The organism is Lysinibacillus louembei, from assembly GCF_033880585.1.
GTDB lineage: Bacteria > Bacillota > Bacilli > Bacillales_A > Planococcaceae > Metasolibacillus > Metasolibacillus louembei.
Window position 1 is genome coordinate 3,806,234 of sequence record NZ_CP137624.1, and the last position, 19,825, is coordinate 3,826,058.

General features: G+C 39.9%; 18 protein-coding genes. All 18 read right to left on the reverse strand.

Annotated elements, in window-relative coordinates; translation table 11 throughout:
* Window positions 1-14 precede the first annotated feature (14 nt).
* The 18 genes from topA to smc all read right to left on the reverse strand — a co-directional run bounded on the left by topA (window position 15) and on the right by smc (window position 19,825).
* Window positions 15-2,099, reverse strand: coding sequence for a type I DNA topoisomerase (gene topA, locus R6U77_RS19050; RefSeq protein WP_319836823.1), 2,085 nt, complete (start codon window positions 2,097-2,099; stop codon window positions 15-17).
* Window positions 2,100-2,341: 242 nt separating this feature from the next.
* Window positions 2,342-3,232: a DNA-processing protein DprA gene (dprA, locus tag R6U77_RS19055; RefSeq protein WP_319836824.1), complete on the reverse strand. Its 891-nt coding sequence runs from the start codon at window positions 3,230-3,232 to the stop codon at window positions 2,342-2,344.
* A 178-nt stretch (window positions 3,233-3,410) separates the two neighbouring features.
* Complete coding sequence (sucD, locus tag R6U77_RS19060) at window positions 3,411-4,313, reverse strand: succinate--CoA ligase subunit alpha (protein ID WP_293921350.1); 903 nt, start codon at window positions 4,311-4,313, stop codon at window positions 3,411-3,413.
* A gap of 18 nt (window positions 4,314-4,331) precedes the next feature.
* Entirely contained in the window at window positions 4,332-5,492 is a 1,161-nt protein-coding gene (gene sucC, locus R6U77_RS19065) for an ADP-forming succinate--CoA ligase subunit beta (protein WP_293921351.1), read from the reverse strand.
* Between the two features lie 169 nt (window positions 5,493-5,661).
* Entirely contained in the window at window positions 5,662-5,955 is a 294-nt protein-coding gene (locus tag R6U77_RS19070) for an EscU/YscU/HrcU family type III secretion system export apparatus switch protein (RefSeq protein WP_319836825.1), read from the reverse strand.
* A complete protein-coding gene (locus R6U77_RS19075; RefSeq protein ID WP_319836826.1) occupies window positions 5,952-7,844 on the reverse strand; it encodes a hypothetical protein in 1,893 nt (630 codons plus the stop codon). The genes R6U77_RS19070 and R6U77_RS19075 overlap by 4 nt, the downstream gene beginning before the upstream one ends.
* A gap of 4 nt (window positions 7,845-7,848) precedes the next feature.
* Window positions 7,849-8,604: a ribonuclease HII gene (locus R6U77_RS19080; RefSeq protein ID WP_319836827.1), complete on the reverse strand. Its 756-nt coding sequence runs from the start codon at window positions 8,602-8,604 to the stop codon at window positions 7,849-7,851.
* A 227-nt stretch (window positions 8,605-8,831) separates the two neighbouring features.
* Window positions 8,832-9,707 (reverse strand): ribosome biogenesis GTPase YlqF, encoded by an 876-nt coding sequence (ylqF, locus tag R6U77_RS19085; protein WP_319836828.1) that lies wholly within the window; start codon window positions 9,705-9,707, stop codon window positions 8,832-8,834.
* Between the two features lie 60 nt (window positions 9,708-9,767).
* Window positions 9,768-10,328 (reverse strand): signal peptidase I, encoded by a 561-nt coding sequence (gene lepB / locus R6U77_RS19090; protein WP_293921356.1) that lies wholly within the window; start codon window positions 10,326-10,328, stop codon window positions 9,768-9,770.
* A gap of 127 nt (window positions 10,329-10,455) precedes the next feature.
* Window positions 10,456-10,800 (reverse strand): 50S ribosomal protein L19, encoded by a 345-nt coding sequence (rplS, locus tag R6U77_RS19095; RefSeq protein WP_293921357.1) that lies wholly within the window; start codon window positions 10,798-10,800, stop codon window positions 10,456-10,458.
* A 132-nt stretch (window positions 10,801-10,932) separates the two neighbouring features.
* Window positions 10,933-11,661 carry a tRNA (guanosine(37)-N1)-methyltransferase TrmD gene (gene trmD, locus R6U77_RS19100; protein WP_319838402.1) on the reverse strand — a complete coding sequence of 243 codons (729 nt, stop codon included), beginning with the start codon at window positions 11,659-11,661 and terminating at the stop codon, window positions 10,933-10,935.
* Window positions 11,661-12,176: a ribosome maturation factor RimM gene (rimM, locus tag R6U77_RS19105; RefSeq protein WP_319836829.1), complete on the reverse strand. Its 516-nt coding sequence runs from the start codon at window positions 12,174-12,176 to the stop codon at window positions 11,661-11,663. The genes trmD and rimM overlap by 1 nt, the downstream gene beginning before the upstream one ends.
* Before the next feature lie 270 nt (window positions 12,177-12,446).
* Entirely contained in the window at window positions 12,447-12,683 is a 237-nt protein-coding gene (locus R6U77_RS19110; protein WP_293921359.1) for a KH domain-containing protein, read from the reverse strand.
* 16 nt (window positions 12,684-12,699) lie between these two features.
* A complete protein-coding gene (gene rpsP / locus R6U77_RS19115; protein WP_042471867.1) occupies window positions 12,700-12,972 on the reverse strand; it encodes a 30S ribosomal protein S16 in 273 nt (90 codons plus the stop codon).
* Window positions 12,973-13,065: 93 nt separating this feature from the next.
* Window positions 13,066-14,424: a signal recognition particle protein gene (gene ffh, locus R6U77_RS19120; RefSeq protein ID WP_293921360.1), complete on the reverse strand. Its 1,359-nt coding sequence runs from the start codon at window positions 14,422-14,424 to the stop codon at window positions 13,066-13,068.
* Between the two features lie 13 nt (window positions 14,425-14,437).
* The gene (locus tag R6U77_RS19125; RefSeq protein WP_319836830.1) at window positions 14,438-14,770 is read right to left on the reverse strand and encodes a putative DNA-binding protein; all 333 of its coding nucleotides are present in this window, start codon (window positions 14,768-14,770) and stop codon (window positions 14,438-14,440) included.
* A 241-nt stretch (window positions 14,771-15,011) separates the two neighbouring features.
* Window positions 15,012-16,250 (reverse strand): signal recognition particle-docking protein FtsY, encoded by a 1,239-nt coding sequence (gene ftsY, locus R6U77_RS19130; protein ID WP_319836831.1) that lies wholly within the window; start codon window positions 16,248-16,250, stop codon window positions 15,012-15,014.
* Between the two features lie 2 nt (window positions 16,251-16,252).
* On the reverse strand, window positions 16,253-19,825 hold the full coding sequence (gene smc, locus R6U77_RS19135; RefSeq protein ID WP_319836832.1) for a chromosome segregation protein SMC: 3,573 nt from the start codon (window positions 19,823-19,825) through the stop codon (window positions 16,253-16,255).

Here is a 19,825-nt window from a genome sequence, read left to right on the forward strand (position 1 = left end):
ACTTTACCAACTTTCTATTGTGATGGTGTTTCCTCGTAATCACAATCTGTATTTGTACATTGAATTTGTACACCTTTTTTCAATTTCTTTTCAACTAATAATGAGCTACATTTTGGACATGGACGGTTAATCGGCTTATCCCATGACACAAATTCACATTCTGGGTAGCGATTGCAGCCGTAGAACAGACGCTTCGTTTTACTTTTACGCTCAACAATTTCGCCTTCCTTACATGTAGGACATTGTACACCAATCGGCTTGACAATCGCCTTTGTATTGCGGCAGTCTGGGAAATTCGAACAAGCCATGAATTTGCCATAACGTCCAAGCTTGAATACCATTGGCGCGCCACATTTTTCGCAATCCTCGCCAGCAGGCTCATCTTTGATTTCGATTTTTTCCATCGCTTCATCCGCATATTCTACACGTTTTTCAAAATCTTTATAGAAGACATCGATAACTTGTACCCAATTGGTCATACCTTCTTCTACACCATCTAAATCCTGCTCCATTTTTGCTGTAAACTCAATGTTCAGTATTTCTGGGAAAAATTCAAGCACAAGCTGATGAACAATGCCGCCTAACTCAGTAGGAACAAAACGTTTCGCATCAAGCTGTACATAGCCACGTTTTTGGATTGTATCTAACGTAGGTGCATATGTGGAAGGTCGACCAATACCTAGCTCTTCCAAAGTTTTTACTAAGCGTGCCTCTGAGTAACGAGGAGGTGGCTGTGTAAAATGTTGCTTCGGCTCAATCGATACCGTTTTTACTTTATCGCCAATTTCCATCTCTGGTAGGAGCTTTGTCGTTTCTTCGGTTTGATCATCTGTACCTTCTATATAAAGCTTCATAAAGCCAGGAAACTTCACATGAGAACCGTTTGCTCGAAATTTTACATTTTCATTTAATAAATCGACAGAAACTGTGTCTAAAATAGCAGGTGCCATTTGGCTAGCAATAAATCGCTCCCAAATTAGTCGATATAAGCGCAGCTGGTCACGACTTAATACTGTCTTTAACTCATCTGGTGTACGCATTGCGCTCGTAGGACGAATTGCTTCATGCGCATCCTGTGCATTCGATTGTTTCTTCGCTTGCTTTGGCTCTGTCGCAATATAGTCTTTACCATATTTTGTATCGATATATTGCATTGCTTCGGCCTTTGCCGTTTCAGAAATACGTGTCGAATCTGTACGCATATACGTAATTAAACCGACCGTTCCTTCTTTTTTGCCGATATCAATACCTTCATATAGCTGCTGTGCAAGCATCATCGTTTTCTTCGCGCGGAAATTTAGCTTACGTGCTGCCTCTTGTTGTAGTGAGGAAGTTGTGAACGCTGGTGCTGCATTGCGTTTACGTTCCTTTTTCGTAACATCCGTTACAGTGAAGTGGTCGCCTTTAATATTTTTCAATATTGCCTTCACTTGCTCTTCGTTTGTTAGCTTAATTTTCTCTGCTCCATCACCATAATAAAGTGCATCAAATTGCTTTTTACTTTTTTCAAATAGCCCTTCAACTGTCCAATATTCCTCTGGCACAAAGTTCGTAATTTCATTTTCTCGATCGATGATTAAGCGTAGCGCAACAGATTGCACTCGCCCAGCAGATAAGCCTTTTTTTACTTTTTTCCATAAAATTGGGCTAATATTGTAGCCAACAAGGCGGTCTAAAATTCGTCTCGCTTGCTGTGCGTCTACTAAATCTAAATTAATTGGGCGCGGATGTTTAAATGATTCTAAAATTGCGTCCTTCGTAATTTCATTAAACACAACGCGACAATCTGATTCGATATCGATATTTAAAGCTGTTGCTAAATGCCATGCAATCGCTTCACCTTCGCGATCGGGATCGGCCGCTAGATAAATCTTTTTCACTTTTTTAGCAGCTGTTTTTAATTCTTGTAAAACAGGCCCTTTACCACGAATTGTAATATACTTAGGCTCATAATTATTTTCAGTATCAATGCCCATTTGACTACGCGGTAAATCACGTACATGTCCTATTGAAGCCTTTACTTTATATTTTTTACCTAAGTATCGCTCAATTGTTTTTGCCTTTGCAGGCGATTCCACTATTACTAAATAATCTGCCATTCATTTCTTCCCCCTTAGAGAGGTTACTTATTTTATATTTTAATACGCCACGGTATTTCCATTCCCTTTTAATTGGCGTTAAATTGCTTTGTGAAATAAAGCCTCCACGGATAATATAGGTGCTCAGGCGCAAACACCTAATTTGGTTTAACCAAAGCTTAATTGATTACACAATTTTTGTGAAATACAAAGCATACCTGTTGCAAAATGTATAACAGATTGACACAGAATGCAACTTTTTTTCAATATTTCATTTGAAACATTTGTAATTCGTCCACAATTTGCTGCCCGTTCCATATCGGAATTGCCCCTTCTTTTAATAAATTATTCGTTCCTTTTGACTGCTCTGAATCAATTGGTCCAGGGACAACAAAAATATCTTTTCCATGCTCTAGGGCATGGTCTGTTGTAATCAATGTACCACTTTTAGCTGCAGCTTCTGTCACAACTAATGCACAGCTTAAACCGCTAATAATTCGGTTACGCATTGGAAAATGCCATTTCTTCGGCCCCATGTATGGTGGGTATTCTGTCAATAATAAATGCTTATTGGCGATTTCTGTAGCAAGCTGTCGATTTCCCTTTGGATATATATATGAAAAACCATGCCCAATAACCGCAATTGTATGGCCTCCTAATTCTATTGTCATGCGATGAGCGAGTGTATCTGCGCCCTTTGCTAGACCACTTACAATGACACATCGCTCGGCAATTAAAGGTGGCAATATTGATTGTAAAGCTATAATTGAATAATTTGTCGCATTGCGTGAGCCAATACAGGCAATTTTTCTTGGATGTTGTAATAAATCAAGCTGCCCTTTCGCATAAATGACTGTAGGAGCGTCTCTAAGCTGTAATAAGCTTTTTGGGTAGTATTTACTCATAAAAGGTATTGCACGTATATGACATCGCTCATAATACGTCTGAAACGGTGTTTTAACTGCCTTTATATAATTTTGCTGTAATGTTTGAGCTGTTTGGAGTTGGACTTGAAGTGCTTGTGCAAGCTCTCTTGCTGAAATGGTTGGCAATTGTTGCAATGTGCCTATTTCACTTAATAAGCGCTGAAGTTTATTTAATGGTAGAGGGTAAACATAGTGTAACGCTAATAATTGCTGTATTTCATTTTGCATGTCATCTCTCCTTATTGAAAGTTAGTATGACCGCATAGCAAATTTTTTGCGACGAGTAACCGCAGGAGCACAATTTTTCTGCAACGAGCAACCACAGGAGTAAACGATAGCTTATAGGGATCGCTATATAGAAAAAAGTGTAGCATAAAATATGCTACACCTTCCACAACAATCGAAATTAATGTGTTTTACATTTGTCGTAAAGACCTTTTTCTTTGATGACACGAATTAATGTTTCGCCGATAACAGATGGTGTATCTGCTACTTCAATACCTGCTGCGTTCATCGCTTTGATTTTTTCAGCAGCTGTACCTTTACCGCCTGAAATAATCGCACCAGCATGTCCCATACGTTTACCTGGAGGTGCTGTTTGACCACCGATAAAGCCAACAACTGGTTTTGTCATGTTCGCTTTTACCCACTCAGCCGCTTCTTCTTCAGCTGTACCACCGATTTCACCAATCATAACTACCGCATATGTGTCTGGGTCGTCATTGAACGCTGATAATACATCGATAAAGTTTGTCCCGTTTACAGGGTCACCACCGATACCAACCGCTGTTGATTGACCGATACCTTCTTGTGATAATTGGTGTACTGCTTCATACGTTAATGTACCTGAGCGTGATACAACACCAACATGACCTTTTGTATGGATGTAGCCTGGCATAATACCAATTTTACATTCATCAGATGTAATAACACCTGGACAGTTTGGTCCTACTAAACGTGTTTTCTTGCCTTCCATATAACGTTTTACTTTCACCATATCAAGAACAGGGATATGCTCTGTAATACAGATTGCCATATCTAAGCCTGCATCTACTGCTTCCATAATTGCATCTGCTGCAAATGGTGCTGGTACGTAGATAACAGATACGTTAGCGCCTGTTGCATTTACTGCGTCTTGAACAGTATTGAATACTGGTACTCCTTCTACTTCTAAGCCGCCTTTACCCGGTGTAACACCAGCTACGATTTTTGTACCGTATTCAAGCATTTGCTTTGTATGGAAAAGTGCTGTTTCCCCAGTAATCCCTTGTACGATTACTTTCGTGTCTTTATTAATATAAACACTCATTAATTCTCCCTACCTTCCTTAGCCTACAAGTCCTACGATTTTTTGTGCGCCATCAGCCATAGAATCTGCTGCGACAATATTTAAACCAGATTCGTTTAATAATTTTTTACCAAGCTCTACGTTTGTACCTTCTAAACGCACTACTAATGGAATTGTTAACCCTACTTGCTTCGTTGCTTCAATAACACCCTCTGCAATAACGTCACACTTCATAATTCCACCGAAAATATTAACGAAAATACCTTTTACATTCACGTCAGATAGGATGATTTTAAATGCTTCTGTTACTTTTTCTGCTGTAGCGCCGCCCCCAACGTCAAGGAAGTTCGCCGGTTGACCGCCGTAATAGCTGATTGTATCCATTGTTGCCATTGCTAAACCAGCACCGTTAACCATACAGCCGATGTTACCATCTAAAGAGATGTAGCTTAAATCATATTTAGAAGCTTCGATTTCTTTTGCATCTTCCTCATCAAAGTCACGTAATTCAACGATGTCTTTATGACGGTATAATGCGTTTGCATCGAAGTTAAATTTCGCATCAAGTGCTACTACTTCATCGTCACCTGTTACAACTAATGGGTTGATTTCAACGATTGATGCATCTTTTTCAACGAATGCTTGGTATAAGCCTAGCATTAATTTAACTGCTTTGTTTACTAATTTCGCTGGAATATTCATATTGAATGCCATACGACGTGCTTGGAAGCCTGTTAAGCCTGTTACAGGATCAATCACTTCTTTGAAGATTTTTTCAGGCGTATTCTCTGCCACTTCTTCAATATCCATACCGCCTTCTTCAGAGCCCATTAAAGTGACACGAGAAGTCGCACGGTCAAGTACTAAACCTAAGTAGTATTCTTTACGAATATCTGATCCTTCTTCAATGTAAAGACGTTTTACTTCTTTACCTTCTGGACCAGTTTGGTGTGTTACTAATATTTTACCAAGTAGTTCTTTTGCGTAAGTACGTACCTCGTCAAGATTTTTGGCAATCTTAACACCGCCCGCCTTACCTCGACCACCTGCGTGGATTTGTGCTTTTACAACTGTTACGTTAGCGCCTAATTCTTTCGCTACTTTCACAGCTTCATCTGGAGAAAACGCTACTTTTCCTTTCGGTACAGCAACGCCATACTTTCTCAAGATTTCCTTCCCTTGATACTCATGGATATTCATAATCCATCCTCCTATCAGACAATTTGGATATTATTTTAATTACCATCATCTATTTTATACAAACAATCTGACAATGTCTATAATTGTCTTTTATGCGGAATTTTCAATCAATTATACTGTATTATTCTCGGAAAAATGTTGTTTTTTGTTATAAAACAGCAAAACGACGCTAATCGCGTCGTTTTAATTCATTATGCTGACGATCCAAATGATAAATAAAGGCGAATACTTCTGCTACTGCTTGATATAGCTGCTCTGGTATTGTTTCGTTTAAATCAAGCTGTCCTAACAATTCGACAAGATTCGAATCCTCATGAATCGGGACATTATGGAGCGATGCCTGTTCTAAAATATTTTCAGCGATTTTCCCTTTACCTTTTGCAACTACTTTTGGACCTGCATTTTCACCAGGGTTATAGGAAAGCGCAATCGCTTCTTTTCTGACATATCTTTTTTCACTCATACGCGAATATCCACCCCGCTATGCTCCTCTGCTTGTTCTGATATAGGGCGGTCGCTTTGTTGTTGTGCTGAGCTTTCAAATTGCTTAATAAAGACAGCTGATAATTGATAATCCTTGCTTAACAAGCCTTCCTTCAACGATTTTTTTAATGGCTCTGCTAATGGTGCTAATCCTTCATTATCATTAAAAAGCGTTACTGTAACAACACGATTTTGCACTTGCATATCGATAACTGTTTCTTGCAAAGACTCCATATGCAAATAGAAAAGAACTCGCGCATAGTTGGCATCAATTTTGCCATCTTCTTTCATGCGACCATTCCACTGCAAAGTGGCATCCATTTTTTTACCGAAAAATTCTAACGGTACTTGCATAACGAGCTGATGCTGATGTCCATTTTCTCCTGATAATAGCTGCATACCATTCATACGTGCCATCACCGTTTCAGCAGCGTCACGTAGTGCAGGTGGTGTTGTCATATCTTGAATCAGTGCTAATAACTGTGGCTTTAGCTGTCCTGCAACTGCCTGCATGTCTACTGCTTTATTTTGCAGCGTGGCCTCATAGCTTATCCCTAATCCTTTTAATACGGTTTTCATTGCTTGTTCCATTGCCTTGCTGTCCATGCTCGATTGAAGCTGTGCATCTGCCTGTGTTAGTTGTGATTGAATCGCAGGCTGTGGTATATTTTTAGCTTCTTGTACAATATTTTTCAGCAATGTGTCCTGTTGATGTGCCGTCAGCTCAGGCTTTAGCATAGATAAAATTTGTTCTTTTGCTGATAAGCCATGCTCATTCGTTGTAAATTGCTGTGTTGCTGTGTTATTGGCATAGGCTTTTAATAGTTCCGTTTGCAGTTGCTGCCCAAATGCTGTGAGTGTCTGCTTGCTTTGAGGTAGCTGTGAAAAGCGTTCAACAAGCTGCTGTAAGTGCTCCTTTTGTGTTGTCGTTAATAGATTATCATTTGCGATAAAGGCACGCGCTTGCTCTACAATAGCACTACTTTGCTCTGGTCTAGCTTGCAGTATTTGTGCGATAAGCTGTCCTGCGCTATTTGCGGGTGCTTGTCCTTGCGCTTGCTGCCCTTGCCAATTAGCTAATGTTGCATTTTGTGGTACTACTCCTGCCTGCTTTAGCAACTGCAATGCTTGTAACCGCTCACTAACATTCGATGCTGAATCACTTAGTAGCTGCACTGCTTTACCAAGCATCATTCCACCAAGCTCTGCATCAAACGGCTTAGCAAGCGATTGAAGCTGCCCTATAATAGAGGATTTTAATTGCTCATTGCCACCTACTGTAGCTGCTAATTGCTGCAATAAATTTTGCAGGGCTGTGGACATACCATCTGTTTTTGCTCCTTGTACTAACGCTTGAAATACTTGATTGGTAAAGGGCATTTTGTATTCCACCATGCGCTGTATTGCGAGGAGAGCATCTTGCTTCGAAATCCCTTCAGGCAAGCTTTTCATCCATTGCTCCGCCTGTATAAGCTGCTCTCTTGAAATGGGCATTTGCTGCTTCATAAAATGACCTAACACCTGTTGCATATCTGCTGTTTTTGGCAAATTCATCGCTTCTAAAAGCTGTGTCATTTGCTGTGCTGGTGTCAAGGTTGCCGACATTGGATTAGAGACGACCTTTAATTCAGCTTGTGCCCCTGCCGTATTCGTCACTTGAAAGAAATGTGCATCCCCAACCTTTAACGGCACCTCTAATTTTGCAACTAATTTATTATTACCAACTTGTATTTCTGCCATTTGATCTGGGTAAAGCTGCTTAATTGTGCCATGAAATATTTGTCCTTGCTTTAATGTAAGCGGCTGATTTGCTGTCATAACTTGCGCTTGAGCTTGCGTTGCAATTGGATTAAATGATGTAGATGTCATGCAATCACCCCTTCATCATAGATTTGATTGGCTCAAAGCTTGCTCGATGGTGCAACGTAGGCCCATATGCTGAAAGTGCCTCTAAATGCTGCTTCGTTCCATAACCTGCATGCTGTTCAAAGCCATATTGTGGGAACTGTTGTGCAAGCTCCTCCATATATTGATCACGTGCTGTTTTTGCTAAAATAGAGGCAGCTGCTATCGCTAAGCTTTTTGCATCGCCTTTTATGATAGACTGCTGTGGAATTTTAATCGGCAATGTCATTGCATCTACTATAACAAAATTGGGTTTGATTTTTAATGTTTCCACACTGGTCGCCATCGATTGCTTCGTCGCCTCGTATATATTAAGTTCATCAATTATTTTTGCACTTTGAAAATGAATGCTGTAGCTAAGTGCGTGCTTCTTCACAAGCGTACACATATACTCTCTCGCTTCCTTAGACAATTGCTTTGAATCATTTAAGCCTAGCAATGCTTGACAGTTTTCAGGTAAGATAACAGCCGCCGTCACAACAGGACCCGCTAATGGTCCGCGCCCTGCCTCATCAACACCTGCTACTAGCTGACCAAACTGTGCATCAAAAGCAATTTTAGCCTCATGCTCTTGCTGTAGCCTTTGCTTTTTGTCCATGCGTTTTAAAAATTGCTGCCATGCCTTTTGTACACCTGTGCGCTCATCTTGCTGGATTTCCTCCATCCAAGCTTCATATTGTGTTGCAGCTTTCAAAGCTGCTGCAATTTCTTTTATCGTTTGCATCTTATATAACCTCATCTCTATTACGTATATCGGCTTGTTTTGCGCCATTTTTATTTCCATTTATCAGAATTCGGCAGAAAATGCCCACTTCTACTGAAAGCATTTGGTGGATGTCAGAGCTTAATTGATAGAGAGTGATAAAATGAAGCTGTATCAATAGTTCATGCTTAAATAAATAGCTGTATAGACATAGCTTGTTAATCTATTGTCCATACAGCTTTATTTTTTTATTTTGTTAAGGCTTCTTTTTCTAATTCTTCAGCTACAAAATCAAATGTCAGCTTCCCTAAATACTGACTGCGAATATCACGTACGATAAGCTCCGCTACTTGATCATAGTCGATTTCTCCACCTTGCCCGAAAACACGGCGTAGTTTACCGATATGGTTGAATGTTTCCACTAAGTCATCATGGACAAAAGTTAATTTGTAACGCTCTTCCATTCGTGCTGGGTAGTGTAGTGATAAGAAACGTAAGCCGTATACAGCTAAGTCTTCCATATTCGTAATTGTATCTTTAATCGCACCTGTTAAAGCTAGCTTATAACCAATTTCTTGGTCCTCGAATTTCGGCCATAAAATGCCTGGTGTATCGAGTAATTCTAATTCTTTTGCCACTTTAATCCATTGCTGTGCCTTCGTAACACCTGGTGTATTACCTGTTTTTGCGATATTTTTTTTCGCTAAGCGATTAATTAATGTTGATTTCCCTACATTCGGAATGCCGACAATCATTGCACGAATAGCACGGGGTTTCATACCTTTTGCCTTCATACGTGCCCATTTATCTGCTAAAATCGCTTGTGCTGCCTTTGTGACAGCCTGTAGACCTTTGCCTTCAAGTGAATTAATCGCTACTGCTTTCTGCCCTTGCTCTTCAAAATAGTGCAGCCATTTGCGTGTTTCAGCTTCATCTGCCATATCTTGTTTATTTAAAATAAGCAGCCTTGGTTTTTGATGAATGACTTGGTCAATCATCGGGTTGCGTGATGATAGCGGAAGTCTTGCATCCACTAGCTCAAACACGATATCTACAAGCTTTAAATTTTCGGACACTTCTCGGCGTGCCTTCGCCATATGCCCTGGAAACCATTGAATTGTCACAACCAAATCCTCCTATTTAAAAGGGGGCGTCTTTGATTTTTTAGACGCCCCCTTAGCCTATTATTTCACTATCTTTATGTCACTTACTGGCCAAAAGATAAGATTTGTATTTCCGATAATTTCTTTTTGATCTACAAGACCGATATGACGGCTATCTTTGCTAAAGCGACGATTATCACCCATGACAAAAACATAACCTTCTGGAATTACATCTGTTTGTACAATGTCTTGTAGTTTAAAATTACCTGTTAAATTACCATCTACAATTTCTGCTTTATATTGGTCTAAGTAAGGCTCATCAATTGGTTCACCGTTAATATAGAGCTGATCATCCTTATATTCTACATGATCACCTGGCAATCCAATCACGCGTTTTATATAATCTTTTTGCTCTGGTGCATGGAATACAACAATATCAAAACGATCAGGGCTACCGATTTTATAACCTATCTTATTCACAATCATGCGATCGCCATTTTCAAGGGTTGGCATCATCGAATCTCCATCTACAACGATTGGTGTAAATAAAAAATAACGAATGATAGCTGCAACAGCAAATGCGATGAGTAACGCCTTCGCCCATTCAAAGAGCTCATTTTTTTCTTTTTTTGTTTGTTCCAAGCGAATATCCCCCTCGTTCTTTCATTACCATTGTATACGAAATTGTAGCGACAAGCAAAAGAACAACCTACTTCTTAAGACAAAGAAAAAGAGCTTGTCATCACAAGCCCCTTCCTTGAAATAAATATTAGCGACGTTCTTTAATACGAGCTTTTTTACCACGTAATTCACGTAGGTAGTAAAGTTTCGCACGACGTACTTTACCGCGACGAGAAACTTCTAATTTAGCGATTTTTGGTGTGTGTACTGGGAAAGTACGTTCAACACCTACACCGTAAGAAATTTTACGAACTGTGAAAGTTTCGCTAATTCCGCCACCACGACGTTTAATAACTACACCTTCGAATAACTGGATACGCTCACGTGTACCCTCAACAACTTTTACGTGTACCTTTACTGTGTCACCAGGACGGAATGAAGGTAAATCTGAACGAAGTTGTTCTTTTGTGATTTCTGTAATAATGTTTGACATTGTTTTCTCTCCTTGGACAGATGCTCATGCACGCTCATTTTAGGCCACAGCGGAACACCGTAATTCAGTGCTTACATAAAAGCACAGATTGAATATTATCATAAATAAAATAGAGTTGCAAGCTTTTTTACTTTACATTTCATTCTTTAATTTTTCGAGTACTTTTTGCTGCTTCGGTGTTAATTCCATAGCGTCTAATAAATCAGGACGGCGCAACAATGTGCGCTTTAAAGACTGCTCCTCACGCCATTCATCGATTTTTGCATGATTGCCTGACGTTAATACTTCAGGCACTTTCATTCCTCTAAAATCGGCTGGGCGCGTGTAGTGTGGATGCTCTAATAGGCCTGTTGAAAAGGAGTCCTGTATGTGAGAGTCCTCTTTACCTAACACACCTGGCAACAGACGCACAATGGCATCAATTACCGTCATTGCGGGTAACTCTCCACCTGTTAGCACAAAATCACCAATCGATATTTCATCCGTTACGAGATGTTCACGTATGCGTTCATCATAGCCTTCATAATGCCCACACAAAAATACAAGCTCTTCTTCCTGTGCTAGCTCCTCCGCCTTTTTTTGCGTGAAGCGCTCACCTTGAGGACACATTAAAATGACGCGAGGCTTGCGTCCTGCGGTGATGTTTTCAACCGCCTGAAACATCGGCTCTGGCTTCAATACCATACCTGCGCCACCGCCATATGGATAGTCGTCTACTTGTTTATGACGATTATCGCTAAAATTGCGAATATCCGATACAGCTAATGTAACAGCCTCTTTTTCCTGTGCCTTTTTCAAAATTGACGCGTTAAACACACCCTCAAACATTTCTGGAAACAGGCTTAACACATGGATATTCATCATAATAACCCTTCCATTATATGGATTGTAATTTTTTTATTATCTACATCAATTTCTTTGACAACGTCCTCGATATAAGGAATATAATGCATTTTTTTAGCACCCTTTACTTCCCATACATCATTAGCTCCTGTTTGCAAAATATCTGTAATAACGCCAATGCGCTCGCCTTCTTCTGAAAAGACTTCACAATCTTTAATTTCAAAGTAATAATATTCATTTTCTTCAAGTTCATCTTCTGCTAGCTGATCCATCGTCACTTTTAGTAATCCTTCTTTAAACGGTTCCACTAAATTAATATTGTGCATGCCTTCGAATGTTAATAAAATAAAGTTTTTATGGCGACGCATACTTTCGACTGTCACCCAAATTGGGCGCTTATCATCTTTTTTGAAAGCTGCTAGCTTGCTACCTATAGCAAAGCGCGCATCCTCAAAATCCGTCGTTGAAATGACGCGAACTTCACCGCGAATCCCATGCGTATTGACGATACGCCCTACATTAAACCATTCCATTTTTGTACACCTCTTATATCATCATCTTCATTTATCCCGTATTAACAGGCTGTAAGACCCCCACTTCAAAACATCAGATAAAATGGAGAGGTTTAAGTGGGGGATCAACAGCCTGTAAAAACCCGATTGGTGAAACTACCAATCAGTGGGGATGAGGAAACCCCCACTGATTGAAGGTTCACTTTATTATAACAAAAAATAGCTTGTTGAATACGAAAAAACGACTGTCGGAAAAGATAGGGTGCACCCTGCTTTTCTGACAGCCGTCTTTTAATCATCCAATATATCGACGTAAGTCTTTTTCTGACGATGACTGCTCGCCGCTGAATAAACAATTGTTCGAATCGCCTTTGCGACACGACCTTGCTTGCCTATGACTTTTCCTCGATCCTCTGGATGAACAAAAAGCTTATAAACAATTCGATTTGCATTTTCGTCCGTCTCAATACGAACGTCCTCTGGGTAATCGACTAACGGTTTAACGATTGTTTCAATCAGTTGCTGCATATAACGTCACCTCAGATTATTTACTGAATTTTTGGTTATGGAATTTCTCCATAATGCCTTGTTCTGAGAACAAGTTACGAACAGTATCAGATGGTTTTGCGCCATCAGCTAACCATTTAAGAGCTTTCTCTTCATCGATTGCTACTGTAGCTGGTGTTGTAAGTGGGTTGTAAGTACCTACTGTTTCAATTTGACGGCCGTCACGTGGTGAACGAGCGTCAGCTACTACGATACGATAGAAAGGAGATTTTTTAGCTCCCATACGTTTTAAGCGAATTTTAACTGCCATTTTCAAAGCACCTCCGAATAAGTTTCACACAAGATAGTATATTATCAATGATTGTGTTGTTTGTAAAGTGTTTTTTCTTAACACCTAAAAATTTTATTTAAATAATGAGTCTAAGCCAGGTAATTTCATCTTTTTCTTGCCTTTTCCAGAGCTCATACCAGTCATTTGCTTCATCATTTTTTTCATATCTTCAAATTGCTTTAACAAGCGATTGACTTCTTGAATAGACGTCCCTGACCCTTGTGCAATACGCTTTTTACGGCTTGAATTAATAATTTCAGGGTTGGTTTTTTCAGCTGGTGTCATCGAGTAAATAATTGCCTCAATGCGTCCCATTTGCTTCTCATCGACCTTTACATTATCCATGCCCTTCATTTTGTTCATACCAGGAATCATTTTCAATAATTCATCAAGCGGCCCCATTTTTTTCAATGCTTGAATTTGCTCAATGAAATCATCAAATGTAAAGCTTTGCGTTAAAAATTTCTCTTCAAGCTCCTTCGCCTTTTCCATATCAACATTTGCCTGTGCTTTTTCAATTAATGATAACACATCACCCATGCCTAAAATACGGCTTGCCATACGCTCTGGATGGAATGACTCTAATGCATCCATCTTTTCACCCATACCTACAAATTTGATTGGCTTTTGTGTGACAGCACGAATTGACAATGCCGCACCACCACGCGTGTCACCATCAAGCTTTGTTAAAACAACGCCAGTAATACCAACAGCCTCATTAAAGCTTTCTGCAACATTGACCGCATCTTGCCCTGTCATGGCATCCACAACTAAAAAGACTTCATCTGGCTCTTTTAATGCGCGAATATCCTTTAATTCCTGCATCAAGGCTTCATCGATATGTAGACGACCTGCTGTATCGATGATCACAACATCCAAGTGCTCTTCTTTAGCATGCGCTAATGCTTGACGCGCAATTTCCACAGGGGAAATATCTGTACCTAAAGAAAAGACAGGTAATGCCAGTTGCTTTCCTAATGTTTCAAGCTGTTGTACCGCTGCTGGACGATAAACGTCAGCCGCCACCAACAAAGGCTTACGGTTGTATTTTTTGCGTAAAACGTTGGCGAGCTTCCCTGTCGTTGTCGTTTTACCAGCACCTTGCAAGCCGACCATCATAATAACAGTTGGCGGTCTTGAATTAAATTTAATCGGGCTTTGCTCTCCGCCCATTAACTCTGTTAATTCATCTTGTACGATTTTAATAACTTGCTGACCTGGTGTTAAGCTTTTCATTACTTCTGAGCCAACTGCGCGCTCGCTGACTTTTTTCACAAATTCTTTTACAACTTTTAAGTTAACGTCCGCCTCAATTAATGCCATACGGACTTCGCGCATCATTTCTTTTACGTCTTGCTCCGTTACTTTCCCTTTACCTGTAATCTTTTGAATCGTTCCTTGGAGCCGTTCTGCTAATCCTTCAAATGCCATTCGCTGTTGCCCCCTACTCTACTTCTTTCAGTTGCTCAATAAGTGCTAATTGCTCTTCCAGCGCTGCACCTTGCTGTAGCGCTGCTGTTAGCTGCTCAAGCACTCGTTGACGTTGTTGGAACTTCTCCAACAACTGTAACTTATCCTCATATTCTTCAAGCATCGCTTCTGTGCGACGTATATTATCGTAAACCGCTTGACGTGATACTTCATAGGATTCTGCAATTTCTCCTAATGAATGGTCGTCTAAATAATATAGCTCCATATAGCTGCGCTGTTTATCCGTTAATAATGCTTGATAAAAGTCGAAGAGAAAATTCATGCGTGTCGTTTTTTCCAATAGCATTTTACTCTCTCCATTCATAATTTCTCTCTTGTATCATATGACGTTTCCTATAGTCCGTCAAGGGAAATCCCTTTATATCAGCCAATCTATCGCTACTTTTATTTGAGTTGGACAAATTTAATATTTAATGGGCGAATTTAGCGATTAGTTGGGCAAATCATTACTTTTGAACTAGCAAATTTAATTTTTTTCTTATAAATAATCACAAAAATTGTCGGGCAAAGCTTTGCCCGACAACCTCTTAATCTTCCACTCGTTCTAATTCTTTTTCTAAGCCTTCTGCAAATAGTCCATAAACATAGCGCTCTGCATCGAATGGCTGCAGGTCATCCATTTTCTCTCCTAAGCCGACAAGCTTCACAGGGATATGTAGCTTGTTACGGATAGCTAGAACGATACCACCCTTCGCTGTACCGTCTAGCTTCGTTAAAACGATACCTGTCACATTTGTTGCTTCTTTAAACATTTGCGCCTGAACAAGTGCGTTTTGACCTGTTGTAGCATCAAGTGCTAGTAACACTTCATGTGGTGCATCAGGAATTTCACGTGAAATCACACGATGTACTTTCTCTAATTCATTCATTAAGTTCACTTTGTTTTGTAGACGGCCTGCTGTATCACAAATTAATACATCCGCATTGCGGTTTTTCGCTGCGCGAATTGCATCATACATCACTGCTGCTGGGTCTGAGCCCTCTGCCTGTTTAATCACTTCACAGCCAACGCGATCGCCCCATACTTGTAGTTGGTCAATTGCACCCGCACGGAATGTATCACCTGCTGCTAGCACAACTGTTTTGCCTTCTGATTTTAGGCGATGTGCAAGCTTTCCAATTGTTGTTGTTTTCCCAACGCCGTTTACACCGACAAATAAAATAACTGTTAGCTCACCTTTTGGTTGAATATTAATTGTTGTTAAATTTTCTTCGCCTGCTTCATAAATTTCAACAAGCTTTTCTGAAATAATTGCTTGAATGCCATCTGTATCTTTAATATTTTTGCGCTGTACCTCAAAGCGTAGCTTATCCATCAGTTCCATTACCGTTTCAAAGCCAACATCCGCCTGCAACAGCACATCCTCTAATTCCTCAAAGAAATCTTCATCAACTTTGCGGTAGCGTGCAACTAAATCATTTACTTTAGAAGTAAATGATTTGCGCGTTTTTTCAAGACCCGCTTTAAATTTTTGAGTAATCGACCAAGCTGATGGCTTTTGCTCTTCAGCAGGTAATTCTTCTACAATCGCTACTTCTTGTGATTGCTCAATGACTTCCTCTTGCTGTTCTTCAATAATAGGCTCTACTACATCCATTGCAACAGGTTGCTCCTGTTGAATGGCAGTTTCCTCCAATACCTCAGGCTGCTGCTCTTCATCTACTATTTCAAGGTCAGCCTGCTCCTCCGCTTGTTGCTCTAATTGCTGTTGCTCTTCTTCTGTATTGCCCATTAATTTTTCTTTTAATCGTTTAAAAAAACTCATAATTACGCCTCGCTCCTTTGACCTACTAATTCAACTTCTTCCAGTTTCACCGACACAAGCTTAGAAACACCAGATTCTTGCATCGTAATACCATACAATACATCTGCCCCTTCCATCGTACCTTTACGATGTGTGATGACAATGAATTGCGTTTGCTCACTGAATTTTTTTAAATATTGACTATAGCGCATTACATTCGATTCATCAAGCGCTGCTTCTACTTCATCTAAAATACAAAACGGTACTGGACGTGTTTTTAAAATAGCAAATAGTAGTGCAATCGCTGTTAATGCACGTTCTCCGCCAGATAACAGGCTTAAAGTTTGCAGTTTTTTTCCTGGTGGCTGTGCAACAATGTCAATACCTGTTTCAAGTAAATTGTTTTCGTCAAATAATATTAAATCAGCTTGCCCTCCGCCAAATAGCTCACGGAAAACAATTTTAAATTGTGCACGAATCGCTGCAAATGAGCTTGCAAAACGCGTCTTCATTTCTTCATCCATTTCCTTAATCGCTTCCTGCAATGTTTCCTGTGCCTCCACTAAATCATTGCGCTGCTCTGTTAAAAATGAATGACGCTCCTGTACACGTTCATATTCTTCAATTGCTGTTATATTGACTGGTCCAAGCTCTTCAATAGACAGCTTTAATAAGCGAACTGTTCGACGTAACTGTTCAATATCATCAATTGCTATCGCTATTTCTGTCGCCTCTGTATAGCTTAGCTCGTATTGTTCCTCTAATTGCTGCTCTAAAGCTTCTAGCTCATATTGTGTGCGATTACGTTTCAACTCTAATGTACGCAATGCGTCCACAAAGCTTTTATGAATACGTGATAATTCTTGTATATTTTGCTCCAGTGTCGTTGATTGTTGTTGATATGTGGCCCTTGTCTCTCGCTCCACCTGAATAGCATTTGTCACATTTTGCTTTTGCATTGTCCAATCAACTAATGCTTTTTCAATTTCCTCTACAGTTGGACCTGAACCCTCTTCAGATTGCAGCCAATTTATTTCTTGGGAAATATTTTCACACTGTTGCTGCAATTTTGAGCGTTTTAATGTAATATCCGCAGCAGTTGCTTGTAGCTGTGTAAGCTGTTCACTCGCTACAGCTAACTGTGAACGCTTTTCAGCAGATTGTTCACGTAAAGCATCCTTTTGTGTATCACTATAAACTTTCGCCTCTGTTAACTGTTCTACTTGCTCATTAATCACCGTAAGCTCAGTTGTAATTTGCTTTAGGCGCTCCTGTGCTTGCTTCTGCTGAGTTATCAGCTGGTCTTTGCGAGAAGCAGCTGAGCTATGCTCTGAAGTAGATAATGCAACGGTTTGCTGTAAATTTTTCTCTTGCACTTCAAGTTCAACAATTTTCGTTTTATGCTCCTGTAGTATGCTTTGCAAAGTGTCTTGTGCAAGCTTCAAGCTTATCGCCTGCTCATTTAATGTTGTAGCTTGTGCTTTGAGCTTTGTCACATTTTGTTCAGCTACTACAATATTTTTATCAAGCTCTGCCAATTTTTCAATAAGTGTATCAAGCTCTAGCTTCCGAGAAAATACAGATGATTGCTGTTTCATTGCACCACCTGTTAAAGAGCCTCCTGCGTTGACAATATCACCATCTAATGTCACAACACGATATTTATAATTGCATAGCCGTGCAATTTGACTAGCGCCTTGCAAATGCTTCGCTACAATAACGTTACCCAACAAATTTTGGATAATGATTTGATTGGAATGCTCAAACTGTACTAATTCATCCGCAAACGCAATAAAAGCGGGATGCTCCACTGCTTGTGGTAGCTGCTGAGCATATATTTTGCGTGACTTCATCACTGTTTTAGGTAAAAATGTCGCACGTCCTGCTCTACGTTGCTTAAGCCAGCCAATTGCTTGCTGTGCATCCTGCTCATTTTCCGTCACAATATGCTGTGATGCTGCCCCTAAAGCCGTTTCAATTGCAGCCGTATACTGCCCTTCAATCTGTACTAATTCCGCAACAGCGCCAACAATTCCTGTTAATTGGCTGCGCTCACGTGCTAATAAAATTTCTTTAACACCTTGGAAAAAGCCTGAAAAATCAGCTTCAAGCTCAGCTAATGTTTCCTTGCGAGATTTTAATTGCTGCTGATGCTGATATGCTTTATAAAGTAAGGATTGCTTTTCGTCTAGCTGTGTCGTCGTTGTATGAATTTGAGCTTGCAATGCTTCAAGCTGTCTAGCTTGTTCATGATATGTTGTATTTAACTGTGTTAATTGTCCAACTTCACTTCTTTTTAATGCCTGTATTTGCTGAAGCTCTTTTTCTGCTTCTGCAGAGCGACCTGTCATGCGTAAAGCAGTTTCCTGATGCTGTGTTAGCTGCTGATCAAGATGCTTTAATTCATTTTTGACAGTCGCCTCTTCATTCAATAAATCAATATAATGGTTTTTGGCTTGCTCGATATCTGCTTCAATTTCGGCTACCGATTTTGTCAATGATTGCTCTAGCTGTTTAATCATTTGCTTTAGCTGCTGTACTTGCTGCTGCTTTAATGTAAATTGCTCTTTATTTTTCTCTTGCTGTTGCGCAAGCTGTTGTTGCTCTTCTGTCGCCTCTGTTAAAGCAAATTGCAATTGCTGCAAATGCTTCTCCGCATTTTGGCGCTTTTCATTGACAAGCGCTTTACGCCCTTCCCAGCGTTCAACTTCTGTACTCGCTTCAATTAATTTTTCTTGTGATTGATCTAGCGTTTCATCAATTTGCTTTAATTGTGCACGAATATCCCGTAGCAGTTTTTCTTTTTCAGCAATTTCACCTGCATGCTGCTGCTCCGTTTGTGATAACTTCTCATATTCTATATTCGTTGCTTGCAATGAAGCGTAGCTTGCTGTTAAGTCATGCGCAATTAATGCAATATCTGCATCCTTTAATTCAGCTGTCATACGCAAATAGTCTTTCGCTGCTGAGGCTTGTATTTGCAACGGCTCTAAACGGCTATTTAATTCATGTAAAATATCTAACACGCGATGCAAATTTTCATCTGTTTCAACAAGCTTATATTCTGCCTTCTTTTTGCGTTGCTTGTACTTCAACACACCTGCTGCTTCTTCAAAAATAAGGCGACGGTCTTCGGGACGACTATTTAAAATTTCATCCACTCGTCCTTGCGAAATAATGGAAAATGCTTCTTTTCCTAAACCTGAATCCATAAACAAGTCCGTAATATCCTTCAGGCGACATTGCTGTTTATTTAGCAAATACTCACTCTCACCTGAACGATACACACGTCTCGTTACACTAATTTCTGTGTAGGGGATGGCAATTCGTTCATCTTGATTATCTAAAATTAATGTTACTTCGGCAAAATTTAATGGCTTTCTTGAGTCGCTTCCTGAAAAAATGACATCTTCCATTTTTGCACCACGTAAAGACTTAGCAGATTGCTCTCCTAATACCCAGCGAATTGAATCTATAACATTGCTTTTTCCGCTTCCGTTTGGACCGACAACTGCTGTAACACCTGGTACAAAATCAATGCCTATACGCTCAGCAAAAGATTTAAAACCGATTACTTCTAGTCGCTTCAGAAACAC

Coding starts and splice junctions, on each gene's coding strand:
- topA (WP_319836823.1), bottom strand. CDS start 2,099: ATGGCAGATTATTTAGTAATAGTGGAATCGCCTGCAAAGGCAAAAACA.
- dprA (WP_319836824.1), bottom strand. CDS start 3,232: ATGCAAAATGAAATACAGCAATTATTAGCGTTACACTATGTTTACCCT.
- sucD (WP_293921350.1), bottom strand. CDS start 4,313: ATGAGTGTTTATATTAATAAAGACACGAAAGTAATCGTACAAGGGATT.
- sucC (WP_293921351.1), bottom strand. CDS start 5,492: ATGAATATCCATGAGTATCAAGGGAAGGAAATCTTGAGAAAGTATGGC.
- R6U77_RS19070 (WP_319836825.1), bottom strand. CDS start 5,955: ATGAGTGAAAAAAGATATGTCAGAAAAGAAGCGATTGCGCTTTCCTAT.
- R6U77_RS19075 (WP_319836826.1), bottom strand. CDS start 7,844: ATGACATCTACATCATTTAATCCAATTGCAACGCAAGCTCAAGCGCAA.
- R6U77_RS19080 (WP_319836827.1), bottom strand. CDS start 8,604: ATGCAAACGATAAAAGAAATTGCAGCAGCTTTGAAAGCTGCAACACAA.
- rplS (WP_293921357.1), bottom strand. CDS start 10,800: ATGTCAAACATTATTACAGAAATCACAAAAGAACAACTTCGTTCAGAT.
- trmD (WP_319838402.1), bottom strand. CDS start 11,661: ATGAATATCCATGTGTTAAGCCTGTTTCCAGAAATGTTTGAGGGTGTG.
- rimM (WP_319836829.1), bottom strand. CDS start 12,176: ATGGAATGGTTTAATGTAGGGCGTATCGTCAATACGCATGGGATTCGC.
- R6U77_RS19110 (WP_293921359.1), bottom strand. CDS start 12,683: ATGCAGCAACTGATTGAAACAATCGTTAAACCGTTAGTCGATTACCCA.
- rpsP (WP_042471867.1), bottom strand. CDS start 12,972: ATGGCAGTTAAAATTCGCTTAAAACGTATGGGAGCTAAAAAATCTCCT.
- ffh (WP_293921360.1), bottom strand. CDS start 14,424: ATGGCATTTGAAGGATTAGCAGAACGGCTCCAAGGAACGATTCAAAAG.
- R6U77_RS19125 (WP_319836830.1), bottom strand. CDS start 14,770: ATGCTATTGGAAAAAACGACACGCATGAATTTTCTCTTCGACTTTTAT.
- ftsY (WP_319836831.1), bottom strand. CDS start 16,250: ATGAGTTTTTTTAAACGATTAAAAGAAAAATTAATGGGCAATACAGAA.